This is a genomic window from Corynebacterium sp. 22-2729, from assembly GCF_053479475.1.
This window is the reverse complement of record NZ_JBRBCA010000003.1, coordinates 139,091-164,518: the sequence shown is the minus strand read 5'-3', so window position 1 is coordinate 164,518 and position 25,428 is coordinate 139,091. Positions and strand designations below refer to the sequence as shown.

General features: G+C 56.0%; 21 protein-coding genes and 1 tRNA gene. 11 read left to right on the top strand and 11 right to left on the bottom strand.

The window, feature by feature from the left end; genetic code table 11:
- Position 1 precedes the first annotated feature (1 nt).
- Positions 2-469 carry a MarR family winged helix-turn-helix transcriptional regulator gene (locus ACUY2T_RS03400; RefSeq protein ID WP_408925560.1) on the top strand — a complete coding sequence of 156 codons (468 nt, stop codon included), beginning with the start codon at positions 2-4 and terminating at the stop codon, positions 467-469.
- Here the strand turns inward: ACUY2T_RS03400 and ACUY2T_RS03395 are convergent.
- Positions 466-1,164, bottom strand: a complete 699-nt coding sequence (locus ACUY2T_RS03395; protein ID WP_408925559.1) for a uracil-DNA glycosylase — start codon at positions 1,162-1,164, stop codon at positions 466-468. The two genes, ACUY2T_RS03400 and ACUY2T_RS03395, sit on opposite strands and share 4 nt — an antisense overlap.
- Positions 1,165-1,173: 9 nt before the next feature.
- Entirely contained in the window at positions 1,174-2,172 is a 999-nt protein-coding gene (locus ACUY2T_RS03390) for a thiamine-phosphate kinase (RefSeq protein ID WP_448307572.1), read from the bottom strand.
- 94 nt (positions 2,173-2,266) lie between these two features.
- Here ACUY2T_RS03390 and ACUY2T_RS03385 point away from each other — a divergent pair, with 94 nt between their 5' ends.
- The gene (locus ACUY2T_RS03385) at positions 2,267-3,379 is read left to right on the top strand and encodes a DUF3515 domain-containing protein (protein WP_448307571.1); all 1,113 of its coding nucleotides are present in this window, start codon (positions 2,267-2,269) and stop codon (positions 3,377-3,379) included.
- Positions 3,380-3,604: 225 nt separating this feature from the next.
- On the opposite strand, the gene ACUY2T_RS03380 is transcribed toward ACUY2T_RS03385, so the two are convergent.
- Together ACUY2T_RS03380 and ACUY2T_RS03375 are read right to left on the bottom strand one after the other, a co-directional pair.
- Positions 3,605-4,708, bottom strand: coding sequence for a D-alanine--D-alanine ligase family protein (locus ACUY2T_RS03380; RefSeq protein WP_448307570.1), 1,104 nt, complete (start codon positions 4,706-4,708; stop codon positions 3,605-3,607).
- A gap of 81 nt (positions 4,709-4,789) precedes the next feature.
- Positions 4,790-5,794: an NAD(P)H-dependent glycerol-3-phosphate dehydrogenase gene (locus ACUY2T_RS03375; protein WP_448307569.1), complete on the bottom strand. Its 1,005-nt coding sequence runs from the start codon at positions 5,792-5,794 to the stop codon at positions 4,790-4,792.
- Positions 5,795-5,898: 104 nt separating this feature from the next.
- Between ACUY2T_RS03375 and ACUY2T_RS03370 the strand changes: the two genes are divergently transcribed.
- On the top strand, positions 5,899-6,927 hold the full coding sequence (locus tag ACUY2T_RS03370) for an NUDIX hydrolase (RefSeq protein WP_448307568.1): 1,029 nt from the start codon (positions 5,899-5,901) through the stop codon (positions 6,925-6,927).
- Positions 6,928-6,930: 3 nt separating this feature from the next.
- Here ACUY2T_RS03370 and leuD read toward each other — a convergent pair whose 3' ends face one another.
- Positions 6,931-7,527, bottom strand: coding sequence for a 3-isopropylmalate dehydratase small subunit (gene leuD, locus ACUY2T_RS03365; protein WP_408925554.1), 597 nt, complete (start codon positions 7,525-7,527; stop codon positions 6,931-6,933).
- Between the two features lie 34 nt (positions 7,528-7,561).
- Positions 7,562-8,983 (bottom strand): 3-isopropylmalate dehydratase large subunit, encoded by a 1,422-nt coding sequence (gene leuC, locus ACUY2T_RS03360; protein ID WP_408925553.1) that lies wholly within the window; start codon positions 8,981-8,983, stop codon positions 7,562-7,564.
- Positions 8,984-9,041: 58 nt separating this feature from the next.
- Between leuC and ACUY2T_RS03355 the strand changes: the two genes are divergently transcribed.
- Positions 9,042-9,776 (top strand): IclR family transcriptional regulator, encoded by a 735-nt coding sequence (locus ACUY2T_RS03355; protein ID WP_408925552.1) that lies wholly within the window; start codon positions 9,042-9,044, stop codon positions 9,774-9,776.
- Between the two features lie 68 nt (positions 9,777-9,844).
- Positions 9,845-10,282, top strand: a complete 438-nt coding sequence (locus ACUY2T_RS03350; protein ID WP_408925551.1) for a carboxymuconolactone decarboxylase family protein — start codon at positions 9,845-9,847, stop codon at positions 10,280-10,282.
- A 7-nt stretch (positions 10,283-10,289) separates the two neighbouring features.
- Here ACUY2T_RS03350 and ACUY2T_RS03345 read toward each other — a convergent pair whose 3' ends face one another.
- Positions 10,290-10,556 carry a hypothetical protein gene (locus tag ACUY2T_RS03345; protein ID WP_408925550.1) on the bottom strand — a complete coding sequence of 89 codons (267 nt, stop codon included), beginning with the start codon at positions 10,554-10,556 and terminating at the stop codon, positions 10,290-10,292.
- 123 nt (positions 10,557-10,679) lie between these two features.
- Here ACUY2T_RS03345 and ACUY2T_RS03340 point away from each other — a divergent pair, with 123 nt between their 5' ends.
- From ACUY2T_RS03340 to ACUY2T_RS03325, 4 genes are read left to right on the top strand one after another with little or no spacing between them, the layout of a single operon-like run.
- Complete coding sequence (locus tag ACUY2T_RS03340; protein WP_408925549.1) at positions 10,680-11,360, top strand: DUF1707 SHOCT-like domain-containing protein; 681 nt, start codon at positions 10,680-10,682, stop codon at positions 11,358-11,360.
- 9 nt (positions 11,361-11,369) lie between these two features.
- The gene (locus tag ACUY2T_RS03335; RefSeq protein ID WP_448307567.1) at positions 11,370-11,960 is read left to right on the top strand and encodes a GIY-YIG nuclease family protein; all 591 of its coding nucleotides are present in this window, start codon (positions 11,370-11,372) and stop codon (positions 11,958-11,960) included.
- On the top strand, positions 11,957-13,201 hold the full coding sequence (locus tag ACUY2T_RS03330; RefSeq protein WP_448307566.1) for a DUF2075 domain-containing protein: 1,245 nt from the start codon (positions 11,957-11,959) through the stop codon (positions 13,199-13,201). The genes ACUY2T_RS03335 and ACUY2T_RS03330 overlap by 4 nt, the downstream gene beginning before the upstream one ends.
- Complete coding sequence (locus ACUY2T_RS03325; RefSeq protein WP_408925547.1) at positions 13,194-14,285, top strand: M24 family metallopeptidase; 1,092 nt, start codon at positions 13,194-13,196, stop codon at positions 14,283-14,285. The genes ACUY2T_RS03330 and ACUY2T_RS03325 overlap by 8 nt, the downstream gene beginning before the upstream one ends.
- A 23-nt stretch (positions 14,286-14,308) precedes the next feature.
- Here ACUY2T_RS03325 and ACUY2T_RS03320 read toward each other — a convergent pair whose 3' ends face one another.
- Positions 14,309-15,838, bottom strand: coding sequence for a peptide MFS transporter (locus tag ACUY2T_RS03320; protein ID WP_448307565.1), 1,530 nt, complete (start codon positions 15,836-15,838; stop codon positions 14,309-14,311).
- A gap of 137 nt (positions 15,839-15,975) precedes the next feature.
- Positions 15,976-16,048 (bottom strand) — tRNA-Glu (locus tag ACUY2T_RS03315).
- A 111-nt stretch (positions 16,049-16,159) separates the two neighbouring features.
- Between ACUY2T_RS03315 and ACUY2T_RS03310 the strand changes: the two genes are divergently transcribed.
- The gene (locus ACUY2T_RS03310; RefSeq protein WP_448307564.1) at positions 16,160-17,389 is read left to right on the top strand and encodes a YihY/virulence factor BrkB family protein; all 1,230 of its coding nucleotides are present in this window, start codon (positions 16,160-16,162) and stop codon (positions 17,387-17,389) included.
- 779 nt (positions 17,390-18,168) lie between these two features.
- Here the strand turns inward: ACUY2T_RS03310 and ACUY2T_RS03305 are convergent.
- Together ACUY2T_RS03305 and ACUY2T_RS03300 are read right to left on the bottom strand one after the other, a co-directional pair.
- On the bottom strand, positions 18,169-20,592 hold the full coding sequence (locus ACUY2T_RS03305; protein ID WP_448307563.1) for a DNA cytosine methyltransferase: 2,424 nt from the start codon (positions 20,590-20,592) through the stop codon (positions 18,169-18,171).
- Between the two features lie 948 nt (positions 20,593-21,540).
- Entirely contained in the window at positions 21,541-22,782 is a 1,242-nt protein-coding gene (locus ACUY2T_RS03300; RefSeq protein ID WP_448307562.1) for a hypothetical protein, read from the bottom strand.
- A gap of 180 nt (positions 22,783-22,962) precedes the next feature.
- Here ACUY2T_RS03300 and malP point away from each other — a divergent pair, with 180 nt between their 5' ends.
- On the top strand, positions 22,963-25,344 hold the full coding sequence (malP, locus tag ACUY2T_RS03295; RefSeq protein ID WP_448307561.1) for a maltodextrin phosphorylase MalP: 2,382 nt from the start codon (positions 22,963-22,965) through the stop codon (positions 25,342-25,344).
- The last annotated feature ends 84 nt before the right edge of the window (positions 25,345-25,428 follow it).

Here is a 25,428-nt window from a genome sequence, read left to right as displayed (position 1 = left end):
TATGAATAATTCGAGCAAAGTCAAGTACCGCCAAGGCGCTAGTTTCCTGTTGGCCACACTTGGACGCCGCGCCGAGAGAGCATGGGCAGCTCTCCTCACAGAGCAGGGAATTACCACCGCGCAGTTCACAGCCATGGCGGCGATCGCGGAAGGCGAACGAACGCAAAACGACGTAGCAATGGTTACAGCCGTTGACCCGCGAAACATCGGCGCCACAATCAAAAAGCTCACGGCGGTGGGGTGGGTTCAAGCTCGATCAAACCCCGCCGATGCGAGATCACGACTCCTCTGTTTGACACCCGCTGGCCAGCAGTGGTGGGACGATGTTCAGCCTGCCCTACGTCAAGGACGTGACTCATTTTTCCAGGGACTCACCCATAGAGAGTTGACCAACTTGGAAGAACTCCTCGGAAAACTCGAGGCCGCACAATCCGACAAAGAAGCGAACGGACCCGGCCATCGTCGCTAGAGCCGCCAGTCGACGGGCGCGCCGCCGGAAGCCTGGAGGATCGCATTTGCCCTGCTGAAGGGACGCGAACCAAAGAAGCCTCGATAGGCGGACAGCGGCGAGGGATGCGGGGACATCACGCAGCGCTCCGCGCCGATCAGCGGAGCGAGCTGCTGGGCCTGCTTGCCCCACAGGATGGCGGCGAAGTGCGGGTTGGCGGCAACCTGGCGGACAGCGGCCTCGGTGATGGCCTCCCAGCCGCGACCGCGGTGGCTACCGGCATTGCCCGCCTGCACAGTGAGCACGCGGTTAAGCAGCAGCACCCCACGGTCGGCCCACGGGGAAAGATCCCCGTTGGAGGGGGCTGGCAGGCCGAGGTCGTCTGTGTACTCGGTGTAGATATTCTTCAGCGACTTCGGCAGTGGCTCGCCCGCGGGCAGCTCCGCAGAGAACGCCAGCCCCACGGAATGTCCGGGCGTGGGGTACGGATCCTGCCCAACGATCAGCACTTTCACCTGGGTAGGGTCGGACTCGAAAGCCCGCAAAATTTTTTCGGGCGCGGGCAGGACCTGCGCTCGTTGTCCCGCCTGCACCTGCTGGGCCACCAGCTGCCCCTCAGCCAGCGCACCCTCCAGCACCGACTGCAGCCCCGGCAGGTACCACGCCGGGTGGATGCGCTCGATCAGCTGGTGCGCTTGTTCTCGTACGGAATTCATGCCTGCTCCTTACACCGACTGCCAGCCAGATGAAAACGGCGGGCGGCCGCCGTCGACCAGCACGTAGTCCACCCCGCCAGGCGAGTCCTCCCCAACCTCATCCGAGAGGCTGCGAACAGTCCCGATGCGGCGGTAGCCACTGGGCATGCGGGCGTCCGTAGTTCCAAGGAGAGTATGGTCCTCACCGCCGGTGTAAATCCACTCCAGAGGGTTCTTGCCCGTCATCTGCGCCGCGTGCCGCAGCTTCTCGTCGGGCACCAGCGCCGCCCCGTCCAAGTCCAGGCACACCCCGGAACGCTCCGCGATGGCGCACAGGTCCACGATCAACCCGTCGGAGTTATCGGTCATGGCGCTCGCACCCGTCGCCCGCGCAACGGAGCCACGGCCGGGCTGCAGGCGCGGGGCACAGTGCCAATCGGCTAATTCGTTGAGGATCGGATCGTCGGCCGGGATCGCCTTGCGCGAACCATAGTGCCGCAGAATCGCCAGCCCTGCCGCGCTGTAGCCGATTGGCCCACTGGCGATCACGCGCTGGCCCACGCCCGCACCATCCAGCGTCAACGCATCGGCAGGGCCAGAGATCTCCCCCAGCGCGGTAATAGAAATCACCAGATCCTTGCTGGTCACCACGTCTCCACCGACAAGTTCCGCGGCCCACGGCGAAGCCCCCTCGTCGATGCCGCGCGCGATATCCGCCACCGTCTGCAGCGGCAAATCCCCTGGCGTGGCGATCGCCATTAGGATCGCGGTGGGGCGTGCTCCCATCGCCTGAATGTCCGCGAAGTTCTGTGTCACAGCTTTCACCCCGACCTCCCACGGAGTCGAGTAGTCGAAGGTGAAGTGCCGCCCCTGAACGAGGATGTCCGTCGAGCACACGTGTCGTGAATTGGTGCCTGTTGGCTCCAACACTGCGGCGTCATCGCCATTAAGAGAACTCGGCGCGGCGTTGCGGATCGCCGCGATGGTAGCGGCCTCGCCTGCCTCGGCGACAGTGAGTTGAGTACGCATGCGAACCTTTCCGTGGTTGCGGTGATGCTTGGGTTCCAATGCTTGGGTTCCAATGCTTGGGTTCCCGCGCTTAGTCTAATTAAGATGGTGCGCTATGAGTGACGAAGCCTCCTCCCCCGTCTCCACCCCGCGGTACCTGATCATTCTGTCGACGGTGCTTGCCGTGGTGCTGATTATTGCGGTGATCACTGCTGCGAAGATCACGGTGGATCGGAAGGTGTACGCGCCTGTGGCGCTGGGCCCGGTGGATGCGCCGGAGGCGTCGTCGCAGGTCTGCGCCGATTTTGTGGCTGGGTTGCCGGAGGAAATGGATCGCTTCCGTGCCGTTGAGGTGCGGGATCCTAGGCCGGACGGCACGGCGGCGTACCGCGATTCTTCGGGTTCGGAGCTTTCTGTGCGCTGTGGAGTGACCGTGCCCGACCAGTACTCGGAGTTGTCGCCCGTGGTGTCGGAAGGCGATACGCGCTGGACCGTCGTCTCGGATGCTACTCCTGGGTCTGATCTGCGAACGTGGTACGCGGTCGGCGGTTCGCCTGCGGTTGCGGTGACTGCGTCGGCGGATGTCGGCGATGCCCTCGGTGCGGTGGGGTCTGCTCTTTCCTCTGTTTATGACGCCAACTCTCCAGCAAAGCCCGCCCCCTACCCACTGTCCGATGCTGCGGTGGCTGGCGGTTCCGGATCCCGCGAGGCCGGCGGTCCCACTTCCGGCGGCGCGACCGAGTCCCCTGCATGCCATAAGTTCCTGGGATCTCTGCCGGAGGCACTGGGCGACTGGCGTTTGGTCCACAGATCCGCTGGAGGATCGGAAAAGGGTGCTGACCAGGACAAGCAGGGTACTGCCCTGGTGAATCCTGATCTCCTTCCCGATGGACTGGACCGGTCTGTGGTGGATAAGGCTCCCAGCGGATCGGCTACCTATCTCGCCGAAGAGCAAGAACCTGTGGTGATTCGCTGTGGCCTGGCTATGCCTAAGTCCTATGCCCCGGGTGCACAATTAACGCAGGTAAACAAGGTTCCCTGGTTCTCTGATCCATCTCTTTCCCGCGGGTCGACTATGGGGCATTGGTTTGCCCTGGGCCACGAGCAGGTCATCGGCCTAGCCATGCCGCAATCCGCTGGCAACGAGGTAATCTCTTCCGTCTCAAGTGCAATCTCTACATCCCTGAAGAATACGGAGAAGGCTGGGAGCTCTGCTCAGTCGCGCTAACCTCTTTCCCTTTCAGCGACACCGGCCCCTCAGGAGTGGGTGCCCCAGGGGGATGTCGCTAAAACGGGAAAGTGCCCACGCGCCGATAAGTAGCCCACCAAACTGCAAGCCCCTGACCTGGGCTTTTGTTTTATAGACAACCATTACCGGTAACAGATTCCCGATCTAGCGACATTCGGGACTCGTGAGCAGGTTAAAAGGAGCCCGCCACAAGGTTCCCCAGGCCTAAGCCAGCGCCCGGGCAATCAGCGCGCTGACCAGGTCGCCGAAGCTGATCCCCTCAGCCGCGAACATCTTCGGATACATCGAGATCGGCGTAAATCCAGGCATGGTGTTGATTTCGTTCAGCACGGGCCCGTTCTCCGTGGCAAAGAAGTCCACGCGCGCGATGCCATCACACCCCAGCGCATTGAACGTGCGAATCGCCAGTTTGCGCACTTCCGTCACAACGTCCGCAGGTAGCGGCGCCGGGATGGTAGCGGAGACGGTCGAATCGACATACTTGGCGTCAAAACCATAGAACCCTTCGGCGCCATCCTCGGTGCCGTTCAGCATGGCAGGAACCGACGAGACGATCGAGCCATCCGCATACTGCAGCACACCGCACTCGACCTCGGCTCCGTGAATCATCGCCTCCACAATCACCTTGTTGTCATGGGAAAAGGCCAGGTCAATAGCCGCATCTAGTTCTTCCCAGCTATCCACCTTGGAAATGCCGATGCTCGACCCGCCGCGCGCCGGCTTCACAAACACCGGCAGCCCGAGCCGCTGCTTTTCTTCAGCGGCCAGATCGCGGGGCTGGAATAGAATCAGTTCCTCGCCCACCGGAATCCCCGCTTCGCGTGCCAGCCGCTTGGTGAAGTCCTTATCCATGCCCGCAGCGGAAGCTAGCACGCCATTGCCGACGTACCGCACGCCCGCCAGATCCAGCACGCCCTGCACGGTTCCGTCTTCGCCATTCTGGCCGTGCAGTACCGGGAACACCACATCGACGTTCGCAAATACCTCGCCAGCCTGCGGGCCGGTCACGTAGCGCATCTCCCCCGCGGCAGCCAAGCCAGCCCCACCGAATGTCAGCTGCACGTGTACGCCGGAATCCTCTACGCGTGGCATCTCGCGCCCATTGGCTCGCAACCGGGAAGTATCGGTCGTCCCCGGCACCCACGCGCCCGCCTCAGTGATCCCCACCGGCACGACCTCGTAAATCTCCGGATCCAGGTGGTCGATCACCGCGCCTGCGCTAATGCAGGAGACGGAGTGCTCAGTCGATTGCCCTCCGTACAGTACGGCGACAGTGGTACGTGCGTGCTTCTTGGCTTGGTTACTCACGGTGTTTTACCTTAGCTGTTTTTCTGACGCCGCATTCCCACCGCCCCGCCCCTTCGACCCGACTGCCAGTCTGCCTGTGGCTTACTCGGCCTTCCGGCTGCGGCCGAGCAACCCCATCATCACCTGTTGCACGTCTGCGCCTTCGTGGCACACTCCCACCACGGCTTCGGTGATCGGCATTTCCACGCCGACCTTCCCCGCCAGCTCGAACACGGACTGACTGCTGACCACGCCTTCAGCAACTTGTCCCTTGGTGGCTTTGGCGGCCTCTTCGAGACTTTCGCCTTTGCCGAGGCGCTCGCCGAAGCTGCGGTTGCGCGAGAGCTTCGATGTACACGTGGCCACCAGGTCGCCCATGCCCGCCAGGCCGCTGAGCGTGCGCGCGTCGGCGCCGACCTCCAGCGCTAACCGAGTGATCTCCGCCAGGCCGCGGGTGATCACGGTGGCGGCGGTGTTATCGCCGAATCCCATGCCAGCGGCAATGCCCGCCGCCAGAGCGATGACGTTTTTGCACGTGCCGGCGATTTCGCAGCCGATGACGTCCGTGTTGGTGTACGGGCGGAAGTACGGCGCCGCCACGGCGGCCTGGATCAACTTCGCGCGGTCCATATCCGAACATGCCACTACGGTCGCAGCGGGTTGTTGTTCGGCAACTTCGCGTGCCAGGTTCGGCCCGGTCAGCACAGCCACGCGTTCGCTGGGCACGTCCGCTACCTCGGAGATCAGCTGGCTCATGCGCAGCCCGCTGGAGTGCTCGATGCCCTTGGCCAGGCTCACCAGGGAGGCATCCGCGCCGATGAGATCCTGCTCTTTCCATTTCTGCAGGTTCCCGCGCAGTGACTGTGAGGGCACGCCCAGCACCACGATCTCCGCCCCGTCTAGTGCCTCGGCGGGGTCACTTGTACCGGTCAGCGCGCCAGGCAGCACAATGTCTCCCAGGTATGCACTGTTGCGGTGGTTGTTGCGCACGTCGTCTGCGACTTCGTCGCGCCGTGCCCAGAGACGGACCTCGTTGCCGGCGTCGGCAAAAACCTTGGCAACAGTCGTGCCCCAGGATCCCGCGCCCATCACCGCTACTTGCACCATGTCGCTTTGTTGCCTTCCCGTCTGCTGTGGCTTCAGTTCGAAATAATTTTTGGGTTCGTTATACGATTGTCGGCAATAGTCTATCGAAAGGGATCCCTTTAAAAGTGATCACTCACACAGGAACTGGCGATCTTTCTACGTCCCTGGCCATGTCGCGGCACGATCAGGGGCATGTGACCCGCATCGGATCCCGTCCCAGCGAAGAGTTCGCTCGCCCCACCTTCGCCGCCGGCGCGGTTATTTGGCGCTTTTCTGGTGACGCCGCAGACTCCACTCCTTCCGCCCCCGAGTCCACGGACGTGGAGATCGCGCTGATTCACCGTCCTCGCTACGACGACTGGTCTTTGCCGAAGGGCAAGGTTGATCCGGGTGAGAATCTGCCGGGTACCGCCATGCGCGAGATTTTGGAGGAGACTGGCTTTGAGGTGCGTTTGGGCTGGCTGTTGGGCTATGTCCACTACCCTGTGGGTTCCCGCACGAAGGTGGTTTATTACTGGACTGCCCAGCACCTTTCGGGTGAGTTCGAGGCCAATGATGAGTCCGATGAGCTGCGTTGGGTTTCCCCCGCCGAGGCGAAGGAGCTGCTGAGCTATGAGGCGGATCTGAAGGTCGTGGATGCGGCTATGGGTCTGCTGCAGTTGGGCTGCGATCGCCGAGTGCTGTATGTCCGCCATGCGAAGGCGCATGCGCGTGAGGGGTGGGCTGGTGACGATGATCTGCGTCCTTTGAGCAAGAAGGGCCGTCGCCAGGCGGAGCTGCTGGTTTCCGGGTTGTCGGGTTACCGCCCGGAGGCGATTTCCTCTGCCGTGCCGGTGCGTTGTGAGCACACGGCTGCGCCTATTGCGGAGGACTTGGGTCTGGATGTTAATTCTGACGCCAACCTGGGCGATGCCGGTTGGGCTGCCGATTCGGATGCAGCGGTGGATGCGTTCCACGCCGCCACGAACGCGCCTGTGTCGATGGTTGTCGGTCAGGGGACGGTGATCCCGGGTGTGCTGGCCCGCGTGGCGGGCGAGCACGGCGTGGAGATTGAGGATATGCGGGTGAAGAAGTCCAGCACGTGGGTACTGCACTTCGCCGGCGATAAGCTGCTGGGGCTGGACTACTTGGCCAGCCCGTTGGCTGTGAAGTAAGCGCTAGCTGGCGGGCAGGGTGCGTGGCTTGAAGCTGGCGCGCTGGGACTCGAAAGCCTCAATGGCCTCTTCGTTGCGCAGGGTCAGGCCGATGTCGTCCAGGCCTTCCATCAGGCGCCAGCGGGTGTAATCGTCCACGTCGAAGCCGAAGGTGTGGGTGCCGAGGGTGACGGTGCGGTCTTCCAAGTTCACGGTAATTTCCGCCCCTGGCTGCTGTTCCAGCAGTTTCCAAATCAGTTCAATGTCGGACTGCTCCATCTGTGCGGCCAACAGACCCGCCTTGCCCGAGTTACCGCGGAAGATATCGGCGAAGCGGGAGGAAAGAACCACGCGGAAACCGTAATCCATCAGCGCCCAGACGGCGTGCTCGCGGGAGGAGCCAGTGCCGAAGTCGGGGCCTGCCACCAGGATGGAGGCGTTCTTGTAGGGCTCCTGGTTCAGAATAAACTCTGGATCCTTGCGCCAGCCGGCGAACAGGCCGTCCTCGAAGCCGGTGCGGGTCACGCGCTTCAGGTAGACGGCGGGGATGATCTGGTCGGTGTCGACGTTCGAGCGGTTCAGGGGGGCCGCCACGCCAGTGTGAGTGTTGAACTTTTCCATGGTGTTTGTGTTCCTCTGCGTTGTCGTGGTCGGTTTACAGATCCGCTGGGCCTGCGAGGTGGCCCGTCACGGCGGTGGCGGCAGCAACTGGTGGGGAGACCAAGTGCGTGCGCCCGCCCTTACCCTGGCGGCCTTCGAAGTTTCGGTTGGACGTGGAGGCCGAGCGCTCGCCGGGAGCGAGTTGGTCGGGGTTCATTCCAAGGCACATGGAACAACCTGCGGTGCGCCATTCCGCCCCGGCGTCGATAAAGATCTGGTCGAGGCCTTCATCTTCTGCTTGCATCTTCACTCGCGTGGAGGAAGGCACAACGATCATGCGCGTGCCGTCGGCAACTGTGCGGCCTTTGATGACTTCCGCGGCGGCGCGCAGGTCTTCGATGCGGGAGTTGGTGCAGGAGCCCAGGAAGACCGTGTCGATCTTGATGTCGCGCAGCGGGGTGCCGGGCTTGAGATCCATGTACTCCATGGCACGCTCGGCGGCGAGGCGGTCGTTGTCGTTGGTGAAGTCCTCCAGCTGTGGGATGGATTCCGCCAGTGGCAAGCCCTGACCGGGGTTGGTGCCCCAGGTGACAAAGGGAGTCAGCGCGGAGCCGTCGATGTGGACGACGGTATCGAACTGCGCGTCGTCGTCGGTACGCAGAGACTTCCAGTACTCCACGGCTGCGTCCCAGTCCTCGCCCTTCGGCGCGTGCGGGCGGCCTTCGAGGTAGTCGAAGGTGGTCTGATCGGGGGCGATCATGCCGGCGCGGGCGCCGGCCTCGATGGACATGTTGCACATGGTCATGCGGGCTTCCATGGACAGCTTTTCGATAGCCTCGCCGCGGTATTCGATGATGTGACCCTGGCCGCCACCGGTGCCGATCTTGGCGATGATGGCCAGGATCAGGTCCTTGGAGGTCACGCCTGGCTGCAGTTCGCCGGAGACCTCGATGGCCATGGTCTTGAAAGGCTTCAGCGGCAGGGTTTGGGTGGCCAGCACGTGCTCGACCTCGCTGGTGCCGATGCCCATGGCGATGGAGCCGAAGGCGCCGTGGGTGGAGGTGTGCGAGTCGCCGCAGACCACCGTCATGCCGGGCTGGGTCAGGCCCAGCTGCGGACCGACGGTGTGGACGATGCCCTGTTCAATGTCGCCCATGGAGTGCAGACGGATGCCAAACTCTTCGGCATTGTCGCGCAGGGTGGAGACCTGCAGGCGGCTGGTGGGTTCCTGAATCTCGGTCAGTTGACCTGTCTTCACGCCAACGGTGGGAACGTTGTGGTCCTCCGTGGCGATGGTCAGATCTGGTCGGCGGACTTTGCGCCCGGCCTGTCGCAGGCCGTCGAATGCCTGAGGGGAGGTAACCTCGTGTACCAGGTGCAGGTCGATGTACAGCAGGTCGGGGCCGCCATTTTCTCCGGCTTCGACGACGTGGTCGCGCCAGACTTTTTCCGCGAGGGTTAAGGGTTGGTTCGTCACGGTCTCTCCTCTGTGTCCGCTATACAGTTCCACTGGATGGAATGTATAGTATCAAATCATGGGACACAATACGGAAATTCCCGCAACTAGCGGTATTCAAGTTTTGGACCGGGCGATCTTCATCCTATCGGTCATCGCAGCAGAACCTCGCAATCTTTCCGACCTGTGCGCCATCACCGGCCTGCCGCGCGCCACGGCGCATCGCATCGCCGTCGCGTTAGAGAAACACAGATTGATCGAGCGCGGGGTGGACGGTGCGTGGGTCACTGGTCCAGCCTTGGCCGAGATGGCACCGTCTACCTCTTCTCGTTTGGAGGACGCCGCAGAGTTCATCCTCCCCGACCTCATGGCAAAGACTGGCGAGTCCGTGCAGCTATATCGCCTTTCCGGAATGGAACGCGTGTGCATCGCCAACGCCGAACCCGCCACCGGTCTGCGCGATACCGTGCCGATTGGTCACCGCATGACATTGAACGCGGGCTCCGCAGCCAAGCTGTTGGTTGCCTATGCGCCGGAGGCATTCCAGAACCAAGTACTCCCCCATGCCGCCTACACCCGCAAGGACCTAGAGCAGATCGCTGCCGATGGCATTGCGGAATCCTCCGCCGAGCGCGATCCCTCCCTCGCTTCCGCCTCCGTCCCCATCTTTGGAGCGGATGCACACAATCGCACTGTCATTGCCTCCCTTTCCATTTCTGGCCCCGTCGCCCGCATGGGCGAACACCCGGCTGAGAAATTCGGCGCGGATCTCAAGGAAGCCGCCCGACTGCTGGAGGACCTACTGCGAAAGTAGCCATCGGCTGCCAGCAAAAAATTTTTGTACAACACGCTCGCCCGCACATTAAAGGAGAAACTGACGCCATGACCAGCGACGATTCCGCAAGAACAAACCCGGCCACAAACGACAAGCGCTACGACGCAGGCATTCAAGTCCGCCGGGAGGTCATGGGTGATGCCTTCGTCGATGCCGCCCTGGAACGTAACGCGGGCTCTGATGGCGAGGCGCTGCAGAAGCATGTCACCGAAACCGTCTGGGGTTCCGTGTGGACGCGCGACGGCCTGGCCCGCCGCGACCGCAGCTTGCTGAACATCGGCATGCTGGTGGCATTACGTGCCACTGAGGAGCTGCGCGGGCACGTCCGCGGTGCGTTGGAAAACGGCCTGACTCGCACGGAGATCACGGAGGCGATCATCCATGCCTCGGGCTACTGCGGCGCACCCGCGGCACTGTCGGCAATGAAAGTTGCCCAGGAGGTGCTGGTAGCAGAGCTCGGCCCGCTAGAGAGAGACGACAACTAGCCGTGCGCTAGGTACGCGGCAGCTCCCGCCACTCCACCGTCAGCTCGGAATCCAGCTCGTCGGCACGGGCGGCCAGGAAGTTGTACAGGCTTTCCGTGCCGTCCTCGATGCCATCGGCGACATCCTCGCCCGCGGAGGTGATGTCCACCATCGCCGATTCATCCGCCGCGCCAGCGTTGGCGAGCTCGGCGCCCCAGCCGCCCTCCCCACGCCGACCGTCCTCGTCCGCCGATAGGGTACGGAGCCAGGCTTCGGCTGACGTGTGGGCGTCCACACCAAAAAGAACGGCGCGAACCGTGGCGGGCGTGCCGTCGTTGCCGGGCGGGGTGCCCCAGAGCCAGTCCAGGTTTACGCGATATGGGGAGAGAATGGGAGCCTCCTGACGTAGGGTGAATCTATGAGCGATTATAAGGACAAGCGCTGCACTGACCAGGAACGTTCTGCCACTGTGGGGGCGCTGTCCGACGCGATGGCCAATGGGCAGCTGAGCATCTCGGAGTTCGACGAGCGTTCCGGCCAGGCGCATGCTGCGATCCAGCGTAGCGAGTTGGTGGATCTTCTGGATGACTTGGTGGACGAGCCTGCAGCGTTGCTCTTTGGGGCGGGTGCGGTTGAGCGCCGCGCGACCGGTGACGTCGCCGAAGCTGGCGAGAGTTCGGACGCTCAACGCCACCGTGAGCTTGTGCTTGCGCGGGCGCAGAACATGGTGACTGGCGAGGGGACCGAGACAGGCTTCAGCCTGACTATTTTCGGTGGAACAGAAAAGTCTGCAGGGGTGTTGCCGAAGAACCACTGGAACTTCACTGTGTTCGGCGGGACTGATTTCGACCTCCGCCACTGCAGATTTAGCGATCCCGTAACCACGCTGTGGCTGAACTCCACCTTTGGTGGTGTGGACGTTGTGGTGCCGGAGGGCGTGCGCGTGGATATGGGCAACCTGGGCATTTTCGGCGGTTCAGAGCTGATCGTGGAAAGCGGCGCGATCCACCCCGGCAGTCTGCCTGCGAACGCTCCCCTGCTAAAGATCCGTGGACTTTCGGTCTTCGGCGGTGTGACCGTGAAGGTTGTGCGGGGTTAGGAGCAAAATATGCGAAAGCAGCCCGGAACAGGAGCAACCTACCAAGAAATCCGTTTCAGCGAGGCAGGCGTTCAGCAGCTAAAGGCCTATCGTGAAGAAAATGACCATTTAGCAGCTTATCGAGATCAAAAGATCAAAACCGACGATGACCTTCTTTACAATTTTCCGGTCGTATATGTCATCAAGAATGAAGAAAAGACACATGCGAAACCTTATACCGCATATGTAGGTGAAACCACAGATATTATCCAACGCACCACGTCGCATCTTAAAAATACACGCAAGGATGATGCTGACTGGACAAAGCTCAAGGATTCTAAAAATAGTAGCCTCATCATTCTCGGGCATGAACTTTTCAATAAATCATTGACACTCGACGTGGAGAATCGTCTAATGCTGATGCTCTCGAGCGTCGAATCTGTAAAAAGCTCGAGAACCGGCGAAGTAATGACCAGCTGGACTATTACACTAAAGAGCGCTTTGACGAGGTATTCCATGAAATTTGGGGACAGCTACAGACTGTTGATCAAAATTTGTTTCCGGAACTGGAGAAGATTTACGACTCCGCTCTTTACAAGGCCTCTCCTTTCCACAGCTTGACCGAAGAACAGATCAAGGCCAAGCGTGAAATCATGGAGGTTCTCTACGACAAGATTCACACAGGCTCTCGTGGCAATCTTGTCATGGTCGAAGGTGAGGCAGGAGCCGGAAAAACCGTGCTGCTTAGTAGTCTTTTCTACGACATTATGCAAAACCCGGTCATCACCAAATCTGGTGAGGAACGCCAACTAAATTGCTATCTGATTGTTAACCACGACGAACAGGTGAATGTCTACACTCAAATTGCTGAAAAGCTAGGACTCCACTCGAAAGCCAACGAAACCGTTTTAAAACCGACGAGGTTTATCGAGCAACACTCTCCTGACGAAAAGATTGACCTGGCACTGATCGACGAAGCACACCTGTTGTGGACTCAAGGTAAGCAAAGCTACCGAGGCGATCACCAACTACTAGATATCATCGAACGCGCAAAGGTAACCATCGCAGTCTATGATGCACGTCAGGTTCTGCAGGCTAATCAATGGTGGGAGAAAGAACCTCACGAACTTGTCCCGGAAGATAGGTACTCAAAGATTCTTCTGAAGAATCAAATGCGTATGTCTGCCTCCCAGGAAACTCTCAACTGGTTCAAATCCTTTTTCGAGAACCGTACGATTTCTAACCTCTCGCTAGACACCAATTATCGAGATCGTGAGGGTTACCATGTTCGCTTTTTCACAGATGTGAAGGATATGCGATATGCAATCGTCAGAAAAGCATCCAAGACCGATCGCGGCTTAAGCAGAATGGTCGCAACTTACGACTGGCCATACCATTCTAAAAAGAAGCCCGATGGTACTGGTTTATGGAGCGTAACCATAGGTGACTTCTCTATGCCTTGGAATAGAGAAATCACGGTTGATGCCAAGGTGAAGAAAAAGAATCTTTCTTGGGCAGAACAGCCTCAAACGATTAACGAAGTTGGCTCGGTATACACCATTCAGGGCTTCGACCTGAATTACGTAGGAGTGATCATTGGCCCCTCGGTGAAGCTACGAGATGGACAGATTGTAATTTCTCCAGATGAGAGTTACTTCCGAGCAGCAACGAATAGGCGAACGTTGAGCGATGGCTCCGGCAAAGGAATTTTCTCAGATACACTCCTATGGAATCAGTTATATGTGCTGATGACTCGAGGTGTTCATGGCCTCTTTGTCTACGCCTGCGACGACGAGCTTCGCGAAGCCCTGTTGAAGGCTCAGAGACTCACCCCAGGCGCGTACCCTGGGTGCCATGAGTGAATTCTTCCCAGTCGAAACGTTTAGCAAGCGCCTCGCCACCGTCCGCGATATCGCCGCGCAAGCCGGCCTGGACGGCGTCATCGCCACACCCGGCCCCGACATGGAGTACCTGATCTCGTCGAAGATCAGCACCCACGAGCGGTTCACGGCTCTGGTTCTTACTAATGACGCCACCCGCATCATCGTCCCCGGCGTGGATGTCGCTGACTTGAAGAAGTCCGTCGCCGGCAAGCTCGGCATCGAGATCATCGGGTGGAACGATGGCGAAGACCCCTACGGCCATATCTCTGAAGGTTCCTACGCAGTCAGTGCAGCTATGACCGCCGACCACCTGCTGGAGCTGCAGTCCCGCGGAATCTCCACTGTCAATGCCACCCAGGTGCTCGCCCAGGCGTTCATCCGCAAGGACGATGAAGAGCTTTCCGAGCTGCGCCGCGCCAGTGCTGCCATCGACGAAGTCCACCGCCAGGTACCGAACCTGCTACGCGCAGGCGTGACTGAGAACGACGTTGCGAAGCAGCTGGAGAGCCTCATCCTCGAAGAGCACGAGGTAGTGGACTTCATCATCGTCGGCTCCGGCCCACACGGCGCCGACCCGCACCACGACCATTCCGATCGCGTCATCGAAGATGGCGACGTGGTGGTTGTCGACATCGGCGGCACCCTGGCCAGCGGCTACCACTCCGACTGCACCCGCACCTATGTCGTCGGCGACCCCACGGACGAGCAGCAGCAGATTTATGACGTCCTGCAGCGCGCCCAGGAAGCCGGGCTGGAGTTCGCCAAGCCGGGCGTCACCGCCGGCGAGGTGGACAAGGTCGTCCGCGACATTATCGACGAGGCCGGCTACGGCGAGTACTACATTCACCGCACGGGCCACGGCATCGGACTGTCTTGCCACGAGGAGCCCTTCATCATCGCTGGCAACGACTTTGTGATTGAGGAGGGCATGGCCTTCTCCATCGAACCCGGCATCTACATCCCCGGTAAGTGGGGCGCACGCATCGAAGACATTGTGATTGTGGCGTCCAAAAACGTAGAGCCCATCAACAAAACACCCCACGAGCTAGTGCGCGTGGGGTGAGAGGGGGAAAACCTAGTTGGAAGTTAGTGGACGTCCACGAACTTCTTAACGATCCACTTCCGTGCCAGGAAGATGAGCGCGCCGAGGGCAATCATGACCGCGAACATCGCCAGGAAGTAGGTGCGCTCCGCGGAGGCGTCGTTCGGGTTGTAGAAGCCCGCCAAGCTGCCCGAAAGAGCAGTACCCAGGCTGATAGATAGCAGCCACAGGCCGAACATACGGGTGGGGAACGCCTTCGGCGCCAAACGGGTGGCCATGGAGTTACCCACCGGGCTAAGCATCAGCTCGCCCATGGTGAACAGGAACAGAATCAGCACCATCACCCACATCGGCGTGGAGTTCGCGCCACCACCGGCGAACGGGATGAACAGCAGCAGCGCCACGCCAATCAGGCCAAGAGCCATGGAGAACTTCACTGCGTAGGAAGGCTGCTTGTCCCCCAGTTTCGTCCACAAAGCGCCGAACACGGCGGCGAACAAAATAATAAACAGCGGGTTGATGGACTGTACCATGCCCGGAGGAACCTCGATGCCGAACAAGTTACGGTTCAGGCGCTCGTCGGAGTACAGCGCAATCACGGTGAACTGCTGCTGGAACAGCGACCAGAACGCGACGGATGCCACGAACATGGGGACAAAACCAACGAGGCGGGAACGTTCAATATCCGTGGTCAGCGGGGAACGGTACATCTGAATCCACAGGACAATGGCGATCACCGCGGCCAGTAGAGCTGCAATGTTGGACAGCTGCGCTACCTTCAGCACTCCCGTGACGAACAACAGAACGAAAGCAGCCACCGCTACAACAGCACCGAGGAAAACCGGGAGGTACTTCTTGTGCGGCAGCGGGTTAACAACCTCGTGGCCCGCATCGCGGATGGTCTGCTTACGCAGAGCGGTGTACTGGATCAAGCCGATGGCCATCATCACAGCGGCGGCACCAAAGCCCCAGTGGAAGCCCTTCCAGCCCCACAGCGCGTTAGTGATCAGCGGGCCGAGCAGGCCACCGATGTTCACGCCCATGTAGTAGATAGAGAAGCCACCGTCGCGACGGGGATCATCGTGCGAGTACAGAGAACCGAGGACCACCTGGGAGGTCGTCTTGAGAGCACCTGAGCCAACGGCGATGAACACCAGGCCGAGGGTGGCGCCGACATAGCTCGGCAGTAGTGCCAAGCTGATGTGGCCCAGCATCACTAGCACTGCGGAGTAGAACAGAGTGCGCTCCGCGGAGAGGATGCGGTCGGCCACCCAGGCGCCCGCCACGCCGGTCAGGTACACCAGGCCACCGTAGGCACCGACGATAGAGAGGGCGGTGGACTTTTCCATCCCCAGGCCACCGTCAGCAACGGTGTAGTACAGGTAGTACGCCAGCAGCGCCTGGAGGCCGTAGAAGCTGAAGCGCTCCCACATCTCCACGCCCGAGAGGTTGGCTAGACCGAAGGGGTGGCCGAAGAACGTCCGTTCGTTCTGGTGCGCGCTAGATGATTGCGCGGTTGCTGTGGAGGCCCCGTTAGGTGCGGGGGAATCCTCCGGGTTCGATTGAGAGGTCATTCGTTAATTCCATCACAACCGTTGCGGATTAACGAAGCCATCGGCAAAAAAATTTGGGGAAGATTGCTGCGCGAAAACGGTTTTACCGCCCACCGTCCCACAAAAAGAAAAGCACGGCATATGCCGTGCTGATGTTGTACCCCGTACGGGATTTGAACCCGTGTTACCGGCGTGAGAGGCCGGCGTCCTAGGCCGCTAGACGAACGGGGCGCGTGTGCCACAAAAACTGGCACGCGTGCTTCTTCAAGCAGCAGGGAGAACTCTACACAACGCAGTGCCAATCCACCTAATCCCTAATTTCACCTGCTAGTTTGTTCGTTGATGAACTCTTCACCCACACCTTCGCAGTTCCCCGCCAACGTGCTCGGCGATACCCCGCGCGCGGACGCTGAGCGCACGGACGGCGCGGGTGGCGTCATTAAGAAGGTGCGGGAAAAGAAACACACCCCGCGACGCATCGTCAACGCCGAAGGCGGCGAGGGCATCGTGGCGCTGAGCCGCGCGGAGTACCGCGAAAAGGTCACCAGCAAGAACCGGTTTGTCAGCCCGAAGGCGTGGCCGCTTATCGCCAAGCGCCTGTACTTCGAGTTTTTCTTCCGCGCCATGATGGATCGGGGTGCGGTCTTGAGCTTCTTTACGTTGCTGACGGCGATCCCGACCCTCACCGCGTTCTACTCCATCACCACCCTGGTGCTGGATCAGAACCGCAAACAGGTTACTGACCTCACCGACCAATTCATCGACGAGAACGTCCCCGAAACTTTCGCCGACAACGCGCGCACAATCGTGGACGTCATTATCGGTTCCACCCAACAATCAGTTGTCACACTGACGGTGAGTGTGATTATCGCCCTATTCTCCTCCTCGGCCTATGTCCGCGCATTTTCGCGCAGTGCCAACGGCCTCTACGGACGGCGAGAGGGCCGCAATATCGTGCGCACGTGGCTGGCCATGTGGGGCCTGACGTTTCTTCTGGTTCTGGGACTCGTACTTGTTGCGGTGGCTTTCTTCTTCCGCGGTGACCTATTGACGCCACTCTTCGACCGCTTTGCCGAACCCCTACACCTGAAGTGGCTGGAGCGTTTTATTGTCCAGGACTTCCTTCCGATCTGGGGCTACCTTCGGTGGCCGGTGATCGCCATACTGTCGACCTTCCTCATCGCCGCGCTCTACCACGTGGCGCCCAACGTAAGCTATGGGCGCTTCCGCTGGCTCACAGTCGGCTCGGTGTTCGCCTTTGTTGGAATCATCCTGGTGGCGCTGGTCGTAAAGCTGTACCTGAATGGCTTTATGCACTTCGGCATGTATGGCGCTTTGGGTGGCCTCATCGCAGGGTTCCTAGGGTTGATCGTGGCCAATACCCTGCTGCTGATGGGGTTGAAGCTGGATGCGGAGATCACGCGCGCCCGTGAGCTGCAAGCTGGGCTAGATTCCAGCGAGATTATCCAGGCTCCCCCGACATCGGACGAATCGGTGGATGGGTTCAACCGGCTGCAGGACTCGCTTCGGCAAGATGCACTAAAACTGTTCAAATCGAAAGAACCATCCTAAAACTGTCCCCAGCGCAAAAGGAGAAAATCGTACAACCACACAGGTAAAATATAACTAACAATTTTGCATTAAAACCAAAACAGACCGAACTCCATACATACTACACAATATAATAGATATTAAAAAAGCTAAATAAACTGGGGTAAGAAAGAATGACCATTAGCTGACAGAAAAAGAAAACCCTAATGAAGAACTACCTAAACATCGGCATACGAACAATGCAAATACTCTGCAATAGCAGAACACACCATCACAAAAACAATCAACGGAACAAAACGAATCCAGATAAACACGCTACAGATCTACATTGATAAATGATTAGTGAATCGTAACCTACCCAAGCCTAAAAGCTCTTCTAGAAAATTTAGAGGAAATTATACAAAATTAATGTCAAGGTGAAAAACAGAACTCTGACAGTGAAACCAATAGACCCTTCGATAAACTTACTAACATCCGTCCCACCAATCCGAATAAACAAAACCTCAAGCCAAGATTGATTAAAACGATCCGATGGCAGCAGTCGACAAAAGAAAAACCTATGACAAGCTGGTAACGCAAACTTGATGATTAAAACCCACACAGAATTGTGTAGTCCGCTGGCAAAACATACACAAAAAAATATAGGGTTTAAAAATCACCGCCAGTCAACCAACATTATCGACAAAAAAGCTTGGCTCTTAATATTAAAACGCAAACGTTGACCGGTTTCTCAATTCAATAAAGTATATTACAAAATTTCGCAAAGGATAATATTTAAAATACCCGATCAACAGTCGAAATCAACAATTATCGGGCAAAACGAAAAGAGTTTTTGAACTGGGTGTTGGCAAGTTGGATGAACAAAACTCCTGATCTTCGAAAAAAGGAATGCCCCACCAGAAAATCGAAACTTTATCTAAATTCAACGAGCGAACAGAAAAATTCCTCGCGATTCGATAAAAATAAAAAAACAAACGAGAATTCAAAAATTCGATTGTCCTTTCAACAGGGTACTCAATCTTAGGGATTAGCACTGCCACAGAGCCGTCGACATAGTAACCCTGCGGCAGAATTGCAACCCGGGGATAGTAAGATAAATTTGGAGCAACTAAACACACTCCGTGACTCGTTATATTCCAAAACGATGCAGGCACCACTGAAGAATCCACAAAAACGTCTGAAGAGTCCAACGTACCCGCACGGAGACCGCGGGATTTTAAAACTGGCAATCCATCCGATTCTCGAAAAAGCTTCTTGGTAATCTTCCTATCTCTAAAAACCTCAAAGCAATTAAACTCGATATGTGCAGCTACCTTATCAAAAAAACCATTTCTATAAAGAAGCCAATTGGGGTACTCACTACTGCAGACGTAGTCCTGCTTCGTCCAACGAATGGAATTAAAAAGACGCGAACGAACCAAAAGATTCCGATTTTCGGAAACATTCCGAGATACGATCAATCCAATCGTTTCTATTTTAACATCTAAAAAAGCGCTTTCGCCATAATCTTCAATAGCTTCAATCTTATACTCATGCGAGAGATGGTCTCGAAACGATTTAAATTCAGCCCCAGAAATAAACGACTTTGGAATGATGAAAGCTACGGTGTTCGAAATCTGTAGAGCTTTCCGAAGAAACTTCGCGTACCAGTCTTTTAAATAAAACGGGTTATCAAACGCACCAGAGGACCCGAAAGGTGGGTTTCCTATAACAAAATCGTACTCCACTGATGGCGTATACGATAGAAAATCACCAATCCAGGTATCTGAATTGATAGATTTACTAATCATCTCATCTTCAAATAAATCACATGCAGTATCTACAGCTCTTTTATCAATATCAATCAAAGTGAGGTCAAGATCCTTGCCCTCGAACAAAGACATTATTGAGGGCAGGAAAGAACCAGAACCACACGATGGTTCCAATATGGAAATTCGCTTCTTTTTAGGTATTTGAAGTAGGCTTACTAAAGAATAGGCAATATCTTGCCGTGTGTAGTGGCCACATAACTTCTTCCGGTTCGAATTAGTTAATTCATACTTCCGCAGGGTACGTGAAATCTCGCTTTCAAACCCGTTTTCGGCTATTATCCTAGCTCGGCGCGCAATCGATTTCATTACGGGAGTAGGAACCCCCTCACCAAGGCATTGCCTTATATTACCCTCATGATCTTTTAAATAGCCCTCTTTTTCAGATTTCGGTAACGAATTTAATTCAACCAACTCAAATTGAGACCATTTGAAAGATTCAGGGACCCCCATAAGTCGACATAATTCTCTAATCGAGAAAACGCGGTCATCAACTGGGTGGATAGTTGATTGGCTAGATAAAATATCATTTCGGGTATGAACACAAGGAGCTACCCTATCCCAAATATTCCTCCTATATTTGTCGCCATTTCCATTCTTATTCTCTACACGTTGACCATTTACCCAATGATGTGGCCTTTTTACCAGTTCGGTATTATCGAAAGCAGATTGTCCCTCCCCCAAATCTGATATCCATGGACGCATGTGAGGCGCGTAGGGCTTAAAACTATGATATATATCATCTTCATATATTTCGCCCATAGTATTAAGGGCGGGTAAATCGCCTATAAGCTCATGTAAGGTTGGAGCCTCTTCTTCCTTAGGGAATATATCCAAAGGCGTCACTCCATGCAGGTCGTGACGAACTCCAATCACTAAAGTTCTGGTCCTGGAGCTCGGTGAGCCATAATTTTTAAGATTGACTACCTTTCGATAAATATTATAATCACCGGAAAGATGCTGATCAATAGCGTCGTTGATAGTCTTGTTATCGCCATTGACATCAGTACAAAGAGTTTTTAGAAACGCTCTAACGTTCTCTAAAACAAAAAATCTTGGCTTAACTTGTTCGATAAATAGAAGTGAGTTCACAACTAGCGAGTTTCTTTGAAGCTCATTTTTCTTTTTATGGTTTGCTACCGACATTCCCTGACATGGTGGTGTTGCAATAACAAAAGTCAGATCTTTCGTAGCACTTCGAACATGTTCGATGATTTCATTAAGAAAAGCTTGTTCGGACAAGTCTCCCAGAAAATAGTCTTCAGGTCTCTCGCAAACACTGTTGGCTTTTTGAACCTCTAGGCGTCTCGCAATCAGCTCGGCGGTCGCAACGCATCGGTATTGTTCCTCTTTGAATCCATAACAACCTAATCCGGCGGCGCTGAACAACGTGGCGTAAGTCAACTGAGGTCGCATGCGAACTACATTACCACCGTCTTTTGTTTAGAGGAAAATCTCGGCCACCCAAGCCTCGAATCCTCCTTTTGCTGGTTATATGGTTTTTTATGACCGCCTAATGAAGCCCGCACGTAGCTGCTCCGGTAACAAGCTGGTCGGCTTTTGAACGGCTTCTTGTGAATCCAATCTGCTATCTTTCTCCAGACGGCTCGCGGTGTCGTCTGCTTTCACTGTATAGCCCACTAGACCCCTTAAGTTGGAATCTTTTTCGTTTACCTATCATTTTTTTGCTCGACAATACTTCCAGTAGATGGCAAACGACCGCACTCTTGACTCTTCGACAGGAAAACTGTTTTAACGTTGAAATTAGTGGATCTTAATGTTGCTAAAACCTAGGCTTTTATAAACCTAGCAATAGATTATTGTTGACCCTTGCTGTACGTAGCTATTATTTCCGAGCTGAGAACTCGTTTTCGATACCTGCATCAGGAACACGGGGGTACGTCACAGACGTGTAACTCACAAATCATAGCGCACCACCGAGAAGCCGGATCCATAAGTGTATTTGTCGCAATGTTACCAACTCGGGTATTTATTATGATTTTTATTTTTATACCCAATAGAAATATGAGGACTTTAGTTCCACAAATTTTAGGTTATTTGAAATCTTTTCAGCAAAAGGTCACGCTATCCAACACTTTTGTCTATTCTATCCATACAAAAAAGACGGTAGAAATTTAACGATATAGAAACATTCGTCGTTAATAGCGTAATCATCATAAGCTAGCTTGACCTGTAACGGCATTATTTATGAAAAATCGTTACTGAGAAGCATTTTTAATTACATTTTTGGGTTTAAGCTGTCGTCCGCGCACCTGAAAATATATTTTGAGGTTGATATACTACCATTACTTTCTCAGTATCAGTAGTCTAGCGTAAAGCCCGACTTTACATACAAACTATCCCTCACTCCCTCAGACTTCTATTTATTCTTTCGCCATTTTGATACCCCCGTAAGATTGCAACAAGATCTTCATAGGTCGCATTCATGCTTATCCCGATATCTTTATAGCCTAGATTGACAACACTAATAAATCGTTGCAGATCATAGAAATCACAATCTGCGCTATCGATACAATCTTGAACGCTCTCCAATTTAGCCAGTAGGCATTCAATTTGATAATCAAAGTCTACCGCGCCAGTTCGGTTTTTAGGGTGTGCCTTCGTGTTGTGCTGTGTCGCTGTTAAGAGAATTAGATTTTCAGGAACAGATTTTAGATCATAGTGGCTACTTTTAGGGAATATGTGGTGAACCTGCGTTGCGACCCCATTCCCCCACGCATCCTTAACTTCACTGACATGTTGATGCATGTTCTTGATGACCTTCATGTTCTGATTCATCAACGCGTCTGCATTGTTACTCTTGAGAGCAATTTTTTCTAATGCTTGCGCTCTGGTTTGGTTTTTGGACTTTTTACCAAAATCGCGAAAGTTTTCCCTATTGTATAGTAGCTCACTTGCCGTTATTGGGTCTGCGGAAAGACGTCCCCTAATGGCACCTTGTAAGCCACGTTTGTGACAAAGAGGATTAAGTACTTTTGGAAAAATTCTTTGAACTTCAACGGTATTATTGATCGGAGTAGAGGAGAGAATTAGTCGATTGAAACCGTCTCGCAAATTAAGGAAAGATTCTTGGTTGACGTTCGCGAAATAATATTCGAATTTTGGCCATATTCCAGAATCTGCAAGAACTTTTTCTAAATACCAGATAAGAAATGCTCTCGCATTCCTTTGATTTATAGATACGAATTCTAGAATTTCTTTTTCTTTAACCTTGAAGTAAATAGAGTGGCCGGCTTTCTCTGCAGTGAGAAGCCCTGCAAAACAAAACGTTTTTAATGGTTGTGCTATAAATTTATCATACTCACTCCTCGCCGTTTCTTCACTAACATCTGGTTTTGAAAACTCTTCTCTAATGTAGATTTTAAAAAACTCGGAGGTCCATATCGTTTTGCAAGCAAATCCGGCATTCTGGATACTGCTTTCCAAGCTAAGAATCCATTGAGCTGCGGACATTAAGACATCGGGCGTGCATTTTTGATCCATAAAACGGGGGGTTATTCCCGTTTCTTGCTTGATACGGTTTGTAGCACGTATATCGAAATTCGTATTTTTAAGTTTGTCATTTATGTCACTCAGGGCTATCATTTTACACTCTCTCTTTGCGAGCTTCTCGTCTATCCTAGACACAGTCAAACATTGCTTTGCTTTTGTTTAGTATAGCTTGACCAGCCTGCTGGAGTTCACATTTTTGTGCTTTATTTTGCGCGGCTCTATGCTCGTAACCCGACCAGCGAGTTCCCCGCCGGCACCATAGAATCAGTACCTATGAGCCACGAACTGAACTCCACCACTGTAGGCGGCCACGTCCGCGCCGCCGCCGGTACCAGCCCCGAGCACGCTTCCACCCGTAAGTTCTGGACGGGCCTGTCCCGCAACATCCAGGAGCGCATTGCCGACGATTGGGAGCGCACCCGCGAGGCCTACAATGCCACCCGCCAGCAGCACTACTTCTCCGCTGAGTTCCTGATGGGTCGCGCGCTGCTGAATAACCTCACCAACCTCGGTCTTGTGGAGGAGGCTCAGGCCGCCGCCCGCGAACTGGGCCACGAGCTGACCGATGTGCTGGAGGTCGAAAACGATGCCGCCCTGGGCAACGGTGGCCTGGGGCGCCTGGCCGCCTGCTTCCTGGATTCCGCCGTCACTCAGGACTACCCCGTCACCGGCTACGGCCTGCTGTACCGCTACGGCCTGTTCCGTCAGTCCTTCGACAACGGCTTCCAGGTCGAGCGCCCGGACCCGTGGCGCGAGGAAGAATACCCCTTCACCATCCGCCGTGCCTCCGATCAACTGGTCGTGCACTTCGATGATATGAAGGTCCGCGCGATTCCCTATGACATGCCCATCACCGGCTACGGCACTCGCAACGTCGGCACCCTGCGCTTGTGGAAGTCCGAGCCGTGGGAGGAGTTCGATTACGACGCTTTCAACTCCCAGCGCTTCACTGAGGCCATTATCGAGCGCGAGCGCGTCAGCGATATTTGCCGCGTACTGTATCCGAACGACACCACCTACGAGGGCAAGAAGCTGCGCGTGCGCCAGCAGTACTTCTTCACCTCCGCCTCCCTGCAGGCGATGATCCGCAGCCACCTGGCGCAGCATGGAAGCCTGAAGAACTTCGCAGACTTCCACTCCGTGCAGCTGAACGATACCCACCCGGTGCTGGCCATTCCGGAGCTCATGCGCCTACTGATGGACGAGCACGGCATGGGCTGGGAAGATGCCTGGGAGATCGTCTCCAACACTTTTGCCTACACCAACCACACCGTCCTCACCGAGGCCCTGGAGCAGTGGGATCAGCAGATCTTCCAGCAGCTGTTCTGGCGTGTGTGGGAGATCATCGCCGAGATCGACCGTCGCTTCCGTATCGAGCGTTCGGCGGAGGGCATTGATGGCGTCACCATCCAAAGAATGGCCCCGATCCAACACGGTGTGGTGCACATGGCGTGGATCGCCTGCTACGCCGCGTATTCCATCAACGGCGTGGCCGCACTCCACACGGAGATCATCAAGCGCGAAACCCTCGGCGATTGGTTTGCGCTGTGGCCGGAGAAGTTCAACAACAAGACCAATGGTGTAACACCGCGCCGCTGGCTGCGGATGATTAACCCGCGCCTGTCTGCGCTGCTTACTCGCCTTTCGGGTAGTGACGCCTGGGTCACCGACCTCGACAAGCTCAAGGAACTGCGCAGCTACGCCTCCGACGAGAGCGTCATGCAGGAGCTCCGCGAGATCAAGGCAGCCAACAAGCACGACTTCGCCGAGTGGATCGCCGAGCGCCAGGGCGTGGTCATCGACCCGAACTCCATCTTCGATGTGCAGATCAAGCGCCTGCACGAGTACAAGCGCCAGCTGCTAAACGCCCTGTACGTGCTGGATCTGTACTTCCGAATCAAGGAGGACCACCAACGCGACCTGCCGCCGCGCACCGTCATCTTCGGCGCGAAGGCGGCGCCGGGCTACACGCGGGCGAAGGCGATCATCAAGCTCATCAACGCGATCGCGGATCTTGTGAACAATGATCCGGTGGTCTCCCCGCTGCTGAAGGTCGTGTTCGTGGAGAACTACAATGTCTCCCCCGCCGAGCACATCCTGCCGGCCTCCGATGTGTCGGAGCAGATTTCTACGGCGGGTAAGGAAGCCTCCGGCACCTCCAATATGAAGTTCATGATGAACGGTGCGCTGACGCTGGGCACCATGGACGGCGCGAACGTGGAGATCGTGGACTCGGTCGGTGAAGAAAACGCCTACATCTTCGGCGCCCGCGAAGAGGAGCTGCCGGAGCTGCGCGCCGAATACAAGCCCTATGAGCTCTACGAGTCCGTGCCGGGGCTGAAGCGCACCCTCGATGCGCTGGATAACGGCACCCTGCACGATGACTACACGGGATGGTTCTACGATCTGAAGCAGTCGCTGATTCACGGCTTCGGCGAGGACGCATCCGATACCTATTACGTACTGGGCGACTTCGCAGACTACCGCGATGTCCGCGACCGCATGGCCGCTGACTACGCTGCGAACCCGCAGGGTTGGGCACAGAAGGCATGGGTGAATATCTGCGAATCGGGACGGTTCTCCTCTGACCGGACGATCCGTGACTACGCCACTGAGGTCTGGAAGCTGCAACCTACGCCAATCGCTGGCGAATAATCATCCGCCTGCACCGGCGCAGGTCGGGGCGTCAAAAGGCGGTGTTAAGGAGGGGCGTTAAGAAAGCGTAAAGAGTCATAAGCA